An 8,741-nucleotide genomic window follows, 5' to 3' on the forward strand; every position below is an offset into this window, starting at 1 on the left:
GCTACAATCACCACAGACCCCATACCGGCATCGGCGGCAAATCACCCATCAACCGTGCTCACAACGTCAGTGGGAACAACATCTAGAGGAGAAACAGGCACCAACTAGAAATTTCGATGCAGTCTCGCGCGGCCCGACGGGTCTCGCTGTGAGGGAAGCAAACAGGAACTAGGAAGGTACTTCATGACTGGGAACAGAGCAGTTGCCTACAAGAGCCCGGGCGTCGTCGAGGTCATCGACATCGACTACCCGACCTTCGAGCTGAAGGACGGACCGGGTGTCAACCCGGCGAACGTGGGCCGCAAGGTGCCGCACGGGGTCATCCTCCGCACGGTCACCACCAACATCTGCGGCTCGGACCAGCACATGGTTCGCGGGCGCACGACCGCGCCGTCGGACCTCGTCCTCGGCCACGAGATCACCGGCGAGGTGGTCGAATGCGGACCCGACGTCGAGTTCATCAAGGTCGGCGACATCGTCTCGGTGCCGTTCAACATCTCCTGCGGCCGGTGCCGCAACTGTAAGGAGCGCAAAACCGGAATCTGTCTCAACGTCAACCCCGACCGCCCGGGCAGCGCCTACGGCTACGTCGACATGGGCGGTTGGGTCGGCGGCCAGGCCGAGTACGTGCTGGTGCCGTACGCGGACTGGAACCTCCTGAAGTTCCCGGACCGGGACCAGGCGCTGGAGAAGATCATGGACCTCACCATGCTCTCGGACATCTTCCCGACCGGCTTCCACGGAGCGTTCAGCGCGGGCGTCGGGGTCGGATCGACCGTCTACATCGCCGGAGCGGGCCCGGTGGGTCTGGCCGCGGCGGCATCCGCTCAGCTGCTCGGGGCCGCCGTCGTCATCGTCGCCGACCTCAATGAGGAGCGGCTAACGCAGGCCCGCAGCTTGGGCTGCGAGACCATCGACCTGCGGAAGGGCGAACCGCAGGATCAGATCGAGCAGATCCTGGGTGTGCCCGAGGTCGACTGCGGCGTGGACGCGGTCGGCTTCGAGGCCCGCGGCCACGGCAAGGATGCCGGAACGGAGCGTCCGGCCACGGTGCTGAACTCGCTGATGACGGTCACGGCCGCCGGTGGTGGCCTGGGCATCCCGGGCCTCTACGTCACGGGTGACCCGGGCGGGGTCGACGAGGCGGCGAAGGTCGGCTCGCTGTCCATCCGGCTGGGCCTCGGCTGGGCCAAGTCCCTGTCCTTCGCTACCGGTCAGACCCCGGTGATGAAGTACAACCGTTCGCTGATGATGGCGATCCTGCACGACAAGGTGCAGATCGCGAAGGCCGTCAACGCTCAGGCGATCAGCCTGGACGATGCCCCGCGCGGCTACGCCGAGTTCGACGCCGGCAAGTCGATCAAATACGTGCTGAACCCGAACCAGTACATCAAGTAAGCGCGTTCGACCGGTAACAGGACAGCCGGCCGGCGGTTCGCCCCGGCCGGCTGTCCTGTTCTGCTGCGGCCGGGCATTTGTCACCGTCCCGAAGGACTGTTGCCGCGAAGGGCGGCGGTTAGTGTGGAGACATGATTGATCAGTTCCAACGCCCGCTGCACGATCTGCGCATCTCGGTCACCGACCGCTGCAACTTCCGCTGCGTGTACTGCATGCCCAAAGAGGTCTTCGGCAAGGACTTCGCTTTCATGGAACGCGACGAACTGCTCTCCTTCGAAGAGATGACCCGGCTGGCGCGGATCAGCGTGGCGCACGGGGTCGAGAAGATCCGCCTCACCGGCGGTGAGCCGCTGCTGCGCAAAGGGATCGAGGAACTGGTGGCGATGCTGGCGGCGCTTCGCACCCCGGACGGCCGCCCGATCGATATCGCGATGACCACCAACGGTTCGGTGCTGGCGCTGAAGGCCCGGGCTCTGAAGGACGCCGGGCTGAAGCGCGTCACGGTGTCGCTGGATTCGCTCGACGATGCCACGTTCCGGGCCATGAACGACGTGAAGTTCCCGGTCGCCAAGGTGTTGAACAGCCTGGACGTGGCCCACTCGGTCGGGCTCGGCCCGATCAAGATCAACATGGTGCTCAAGCGCGGGCAGAACGATCAGGACATCGTTGCCATGGCGCGCCACTTCAAAAGCACCCCGTACATCCTCCGGTTCATCGAGTTCATGGACGTGGGCTCGAGCAACGGCTGGGAGATGGGTGACGTGGTGCCCTCGGCCGAGGTCGTGGCCCGCATCAACGCTGAACTGCCTCTTGAGGAGGCGGCCCCCAACAGCACCGGTGAGACCAGCCGCCGGTGGCGCTACCGCGACGGCGAGGGGGAGATCGGCGTGATCTCCAGTGTCACCCAGTCGTTCTGCCATTCCTGCTCGCGGGCGCGGGTCTCCACCGACGGCAAGCTGTTCACCTGCCTGTTCGCGACCGAGGGGCACGACCTGCGTGCCCTGATGCGCGGCGGTTGCACCGATGAGCAGCTGGCTGAGGTGCTGAAGCAGATCTGGCGCGAGCGCACGGACCGCTACTCGGAGCTGCGCAGCGCCGAGACCGGCCGGCTGCGCGCATCCGGCAAGAAGAGAATCGAAATGTCGTACATCGGTGGGTGAATCCAGATGAGCAGGATCACGGCCAGGCGCAAGGTCGTGCGACTGACGGCGGGCGAGAATCCCACCAGCCGAGAAGACGTGCTGGCGGTCGAAGAGCCACTCGAGATCCGCGTGAACGGCCGCTCCCTCGCCGTCACCATGCGAACCCCCGGCAACGATTTCGACCTCGCCGCCGGGTTCCTGGTGTCGGAGGGCGTCATCACCCGGGGCGAGCACTTTTCCACGGCCCGGTACTGCGCCGGCGCCACCGTCGAGGGCGTGAACACCTACAACGTGCTCGACGTGTCGCTCGCGCCCGGGGTCACACCGCCCGACCCGAGCCTGGAGCGATCGTTCCTGACGACCAGTTCCTGCGGGCTCTGCGGCAAGGCCAGCATCGACGCCGTGCGCACGAAGTCGGCGTTCCCGGTGACGGCTGACCCGCTTCAGGTCGACGCAGAGCTCCTGACGAGCTTTCCCGAGGTCTTGCGCGCCGCCCAGGACGTTTTCGAGAAGACCGGCGGCATCCATGCGGCCGCCCTCTTCGACGGGACCACCGGGCGGATGCTGGTGCTGCGCGAAGACGTCGGCCGCCACAACGCGGTCGACAAGGTCATCGGCTGGGCGCTGAAGGAAGACCTGCTTCCGCTCACCGGCACGGTGCTGATGGTGTCGAGCCGGGCGAGCTTCGAACTGGCGCAGAAGGCGCTGATGGCCGGGATTCCGGTGCTCGCCGCCGTGTCGGCGCCGTCGTCGCTGGCCGCCGAGTTCGCGGACGAGGTAGGCATGACGGTGGTCGGGTTTTTGCGCGGCGACTCCATGGTGATCTACGCCGGGGCGGAACGCATCACGAGCGGCGAGCGGACGCCGCAGAGCGTCCCCGGCTAGCCGCGCTCCGCGGGTTCGACCACCCGCCCGGTGCGCCAGGTGTCGACCGTGATCACGCAGCCCACCACCACCAGGGAGATCGAAACGGAGGCCAGGGCATCCGTGGTCCAGTGGTAGCCGAGGTACAGGCGGCTGAGGGCCGCCAGCACGATGCCGACCACGGCGATGCTGAGGCCGAGGGCGGTGGCCCGCATGCTGCAACGGCGCGAGAGCAGAAGGTAGGCGGTCACCAGCAGGAAGTCGGATGCACCCAGCACGTGGCCGGAGGGGAACGAGAACGTGAGGTCCGTGCCGTACAGCATCAGGTCGATCGGCGGCCGCTCGCGGCCGACCGTGCGTCCGATGACCTGGGCCAGCCCCACGCCGGTTGCCATGGCACCGGCGAGCAGCAGCGGGCGCCAGGCGTGCCGGGTGAGAAGACCCCAGCCGACGCACACGACCAGCACGATCAGGGGCAGCGCGACCGGCCCGAATACGACCGCCAGCACCACCATCACGGTCGTCAGAACGGGGGACCGGGCTTCCAGCAGCCACTCCTGCACGGGGAGGTCGATCGCGGTGATGCCGCCGCCGCTCAGCACACTCAGCAGCGTGAGCGTGAAGACGACGGCGCCGAAACCCAGGCAGGCGATCGCGGTGACTTGGAGCATGCGGCGGGACCGGGCATTGCGTTCCCACGTCTCGACGACGTACCGGTCGTGGAACGTGCGCCACGGATGCGACGCGCGGCTGCGTCGGCGTTCGCGATCGAGTGTCACGGCCAGGGGAGCCCAGACCGCCACCGCGATCCCGATGCCGAGCAGTGCCGCCCCGACGGTATCGGTCAGCCAGTGAGCGCCCAGGTAGATGCGGCTGAGCATCATCAGCGCCGTGTACAGCGCCCCGGCCAGCCACACCCACCAGAACCGGAAGAGCAGCGCCAGGATTATCGCCAGCGTCGCCGCATTGGCGACATGGCCGGAGGGGAACGACCCGAAATCAACGCTGACCAACAGATCGTCGAGCTCGACCGGGCGGGCCCGGCCGAACAGCCACTTGAGGAGGTGTACGGCGGCACCGGAGACCACGGTTACCGCGAGGGCGAAGCCCGCGGCCCACGGGCGCTTGAAGAACAGGAGCAGGCCGATGAGCAGACCGGGTACGACGACGGAGCCGGTGAGACCGCCGCCCAGGCTGTTCATCACGAGGGCGAGGGAATCCCACACCGGTGCCCGATTGCCGGACACCGCGATCATCCACTCCGTGTCCAGAGCGAACGGCTTGCCGTTCCGGGAGATGACCAGGCCCAGACCCACCGCCAGCGCGACGGTGACCAGCCCGGAGAGCAGCGGCCACCAGTGGGTGACGCGCTGTGCCCCAGCGCCCGTGTTCACGCCCCGGCTCACGTCAGCGGTGCTGAATTCGCTGCCTCGTGTGCGATGAATCGCACGGACATGGCCTTGTAACCGGGGGTGTTCGACTCCCGGGCCACGAGCTCGCGGTGCATCAGGGCGTTCGCCTCGGGGAAATACGCGGCCGCGCAGCCCCGCGGGGTGGGGTAGACCACCAGGCGGAACTCGTTGGCGCGCCGCTCCTCGCCCTGGAAAGTGCTGATCACGTCGACCATGTCGCGGTCCGCAAAGCCCAGCTCGGTGGCGTCGTCCTGGTGGATCAGGATGACCCGGCGGCCGCCGGAGATGCCGCGGTAGCGGTCATCCAGCCCGTAGAACGTGGTGTTGTACTGGTCGTGGCTGCGCATGGTCTGCAGGATCAGGTGGCCGGCTGGCGGGGTGAGGTATTCGAGCGGGCTGACCGTGAACCGGGCCCGGCCGATGTCGGTGGCGAAGCTGCGGGTGTCGCGGGGCGGGTTGGGCAGTACGAAACCGTTCTTCGTCTTGAGGCGCGCGTTGAAATCGGTGAAGCCCGGGAGAACCCGCGAGATGCGGTCACGGATGACGTCGTAGTCGTCGGCCATCGCCTTCCAGTCGATCACGTGGTCGTCGCCGAGGGTGGCGCTGGCCATCCGGGCGACGATGACGGGCTCGGCGAGCAAGTGCTCGGAGACCGGGTCCAGACGCCCCTGCGTGGTGCGCACGACCGACATGGAGTCCTCGACCGAGAGCACCTGGCGACCACCCGGGTGCTTGTCGTCCGTGTCGGTGCGCCCCAGCGTCGGCAGGATCAGCGAGGTCGTGCCGTGCATGATGTGCGACCGGTTGGGCTTGGTCGACACGTGCACGGTCAGGCCCACGCGCTGCATTGCCGCCTCGAGGGCCACTGTGTCGGAGCAGGCGAGGGCGAAGTTGCCGCCCATCGACACGAACACGTCGACGTCGTCGTTCTCGAAGGCCGCGACGGTGTCCACCGAGTCGAGGCCGTGCTTGCGAGGGGACTCGATGCCGAATTCCTTGTCCAGCGCGGCGAGCATCGGTTCCTTGGGCTTCTCCCAGACGCCCATGGTGCGGTCGCCCTGCACGTTGGAGTGGCCGCGAACCGGGCAGGCGCCGGCGCCCGGCTTGCCGAAGTTCCCCTGCAGCAGGAGCAGGTTGATGATCTCCTTGAGTGTGTTGACCGAGTGCGGCTGCTGAGTGAGTCCGAGCGCCCAGCAGATGATCGTGGCCGTGGAGTCGATCATCATCTGCGCGACGGTGGAGATCTCCACCGCGGTGAGCCCGGTGGCCTTCTCCGTCTCGGCCCAGTCGATGGTCGTGCGGGCGGCGCGGTACTCGTCGAGGCCCTGGGTGTTCGCCGCGACGAACTCCGCGTCGACGACGGAGCCGGGAACGCGCTCCTCCGCTTCGAGCAGCAGGTGGCCGAGGGCCTGGAACAGGGCCAGGTCGCCGCCGACCTTGATCTGCAGGTACTCGTCGGCGAGTGCTGTGCCGTCGCCGATCAGGCCGGAGACCGACTGGGGATCCTTGAAATTGAACAACCCGGCCTCGGGCAGCGGGTTGACGGCGACGACCCGGCCGCCGTTGTCCTTGCACTCCTTGAGGGCCGACAGCATCCGCGGGTGGTTGGTGCCCGGGTTCTGGCCGACGACGAGGATCAGCTCGGCATGGTGGATGTCTTCGAGCGAAACGGTGCCCTTGCCGATGCCGATGGTGGCGTTCATGGCGCTTCCGGAGGACTCGTGGCACATGTTCGAGCAGTCGGGCAGGTTGTTCGTGCCGATCGAGCGGGCGAACAGCTGGTAGAGGAACGCCGCCTCGTTGGCGGTGCGTCCCGAGGTGTAGAAGACCGTACGGTCGGGAACGGTGGCTCGGATCCGCTCGCCGATGAGCTCGAAGGCTTCGTTCCAGGAGATCTGGGAGTAGTGCGTGTCGCCGGGACGGATGACCACCGGATGCGTGATGCGGCCCTGGTTGCCGAGCCAGTACTCGGTCTTCGTGGCGAGCTCCTCGATCGAGTGCTCGGCCCAGAACGCCGGCGTCACGGTGCGCAGGGTGCTCTCCTCAGCGACGGCCTTGGCGCCGTTCTCACAGAACTCCGCGGTCTTGCGGTGGCCCTGCGACTCCGGCCACGCGCAGCCCGGGCAGTCGGTGCCGTCGCGCTGGTTGAGGCGCAGCAGCGCCTTCGCCGTGCGGGGAACGCCGGCCTGCGCGAACCCGCGATCGAGCGCCACCAGAACCGCTTCCACTCCGGCCGCGGACTTCTTCGGCTTCGTGACGACCAGATTGTCTTCGTTGATGTCTTCGATCGGAGCGCGTCGTGTCATGTGACCATTTTGCTCCATTCCACAGGGCGTTCCGACATCGGCCACGTGTATGTTCGAATCGGACTGCTTGAAGCAGGAGACAGAGGGGGCACCGTGGGAACTCACACGACGCTGGACACGATGCGGCAGACCCGGTCGATCCTGGACGGTATCCGCTGCGCCGACGACCTGACCATCGCAGCGAGCCGGGACGGCGGCATCCGCGCCGTGCGCCTGCTCGCGCAGGCGGCGACCGACCCTGGTGACCAGCTGACCGCGATCGCGGCCATCCACTCGCTCGGCCAGGTGTTCGACGAGTCCGCTGATGACGTTCTCGTGTCGCTGCTCACCCACGACTCCCTCTTCATCCGCGAACACGCGGCCTGGGCGTTCGGCGCCCGGCTGCCCCGGTTCGAGGCGATCTCCGGACTGCTGAGCATGGTGGTCGACGGCGGCTTCTCCGGCATGATCGCCCAGCGCACGCTGGAGCAGTGGAGCTCGTCGGTGCCGGTGCATGTGGCGCTCGCCCTCGAGGGCACCCTGATCGGCGTGCATGAGTGCGGCGCCCGCGCCCGCCTGGTCGAAACGATGGGTCTCATCGCCGGGCGCATCCCCGAACGTCTGCTGCGCCGGGTCGCAGTCGACGGCTCCGAGCCGAACGCGGTGCGTGCGGCGGCGATCGCGGCCATCGGCGACCTCGGTCCGAACGAGGCCAACATCCGGATCATGAGCGACCTGTCGCAGGGCAGCGGCGTGCTTGCCGACGTGGCCCGGCTCGCCCTGATCGACCTGACTGTGCCGGCCTACCCGCGCCCGCCGTGGAGCCGGGGGCTGACGGTGGCCCAACTCTTCCTGCACGCCGACATCGACCGCGAACTCAGCCAGGTGGGGGCCGGCGACAACGGCGGCATCGCCACGCTGCTCGTGCGCCTGGGCGACGCGCTCGTCTCCGGCGGCAGCGGCGGCGGTGGCAGTGCGCGCGGCGGCTCCGTGGAACGGGTGCTCACCCTCTCCCGCGGCAGCTTCGCCGGCGCGCTCACCTCTCTGTCCGAGGTCGGGTCTTCCCTCGCGGAGCACGCCTTCGCGACCGTGCCCTTCCTGGGCGAACCCGTCGCCTCGGTCGATGCCTGGCCGCGGCGGATTGCGACGCAGCGCGGCATCCGTCGCATTCTGCGCGCCGCCGGCACCGTCGACGCGATCCACCTGCGAATGGCCGACATCGGCACGCTGGCCGCCTCCACCGTCGCCCGCGAGCTCGACATTCCGATCGTGTTCACGGTGGCCCCCGACCCGCACAGCGTCATCCATTCCCTCGACAGTTCCGGGGTGCTCACCCGGGCGAACTTCGGCACGGTCGACGAGACCGAGCACTTCTGGTTCCGGGCCCGGCTCGTGCAGCGGCTGGCCGCGGATGCCGCGCACACCGTTCTCTTCCCGAGGCCCGAGCTGCGGCGTGACATGCGCGACCTTGTGGGGATCGATATCCGGCAGCATCCGGAACGCCACTCCGTGATCGCGGAGGGCATCGACCTCACCGTGATCGAGCGTGCCCTGGCGGATGCCCGCCTCACGGCCGACCCGCCCGCCGCGCACGCGACCGGCGCGACCGGCGCGACCAGCGCGGCGGGCGCGGCGGGCGC

Annotated in this window: 6 protein-coding genes; 4 read left to right on the forward strand and 2 right to left on the reverse strand. The window is 68.1% G+C overall.

The window, feature by feature from the left end; translation table 11 throughout:
* The first annotated feature begins 183 nt into the window (after positions 1-183).
* From fdhA to fdhD, 3 genes are all read left to right on the forward strand, one after another.
* Complete coding sequence (fdhA, locus tag CXY81_RS00185; protein WP_104193605.1) at positions 184-1,398, forward strand: formaldehyde dehydrogenase, glutathione-independent; 1,215 nt, start codon at positions 184-186, stop codon at positions 1,396-1,398.
* 131 nt (positions 1,399-1,529) lie between these two features.
* A complete protein-coding gene (gene moaA, locus CXY81_RS00190; protein WP_104193606.1) occupies positions 1,530-2,558 on the forward strand; it encodes a GTP 3',8-cyclase MoaA in 1,029 nt (342 codons plus the stop codon).
* 6 nt (positions 2,559-2,564) lie between these two features.
* Positions 2,565-3,425: a formate dehydrogenase accessory sulfurtransferase FdhD gene (gene fdhD / locus CXY81_RS00195; RefSeq protein ID WP_104170179.1), complete on the forward strand. Its 861-nt coding sequence runs from the start codon at positions 2,565-2,567 to the stop codon at positions 3,423-3,425.
* Here the strand turns inward: fdhD and CXY81_RS00200 are convergent.
* Both CXY81_RS00200 and CXY81_RS00205 read right to left on the reverse strand, forming a co-directional pair.
* The gene (locus tag CXY81_RS00200; RefSeq protein WP_233193892.1) at positions 3,422-4,798 is read right to left on the reverse strand and encodes a phosphatase PAP2 family protein; all 1,377 of its coding nucleotides are present in this window, start codon (positions 4,796-4,798) and stop codon (positions 3,422-3,424) included. The two genes, fdhD and CXY81_RS00200, sit on opposite strands and share 4 nt — an antisense overlap.
* An 8-nt stretch (positions 4,799-4,806) precedes the next feature.
* Positions 4,807-7,122 (reverse strand): FdhF/YdeP family oxidoreductase, encoded by a 2,316-nt coding sequence (locus CXY81_RS00205; RefSeq protein ID WP_104193607.1) that lies wholly within the window; start codon positions 7,120-7,122, stop codon positions 4,807-4,809.
* A gap of 93 nt (positions 7,123-7,215) precedes the next feature.
* On the opposite strand from CXY81_RS00205, the gene CXY81_RS00210 reads away from it, so the two are divergent.
* The coding region (locus tag CXY81_RS00210) for a glycosyltransferase (RefSeq protein WP_104193608.1) at positions 7,216-8,741 on the forward strand (1,526 nt) is incomplete at its 3' end.

The sequence above is a fragment of the Cryobacterium sp. M25 genome (assembly GCF_002929635.1).
Taxonomy (GTDB): domain Bacteria; phylum Actinomycetota; class Actinomycetes; order Actinomycetales; family Microbacteriaceae; genus Cryobacterium; species Cryobacterium sandaracinum.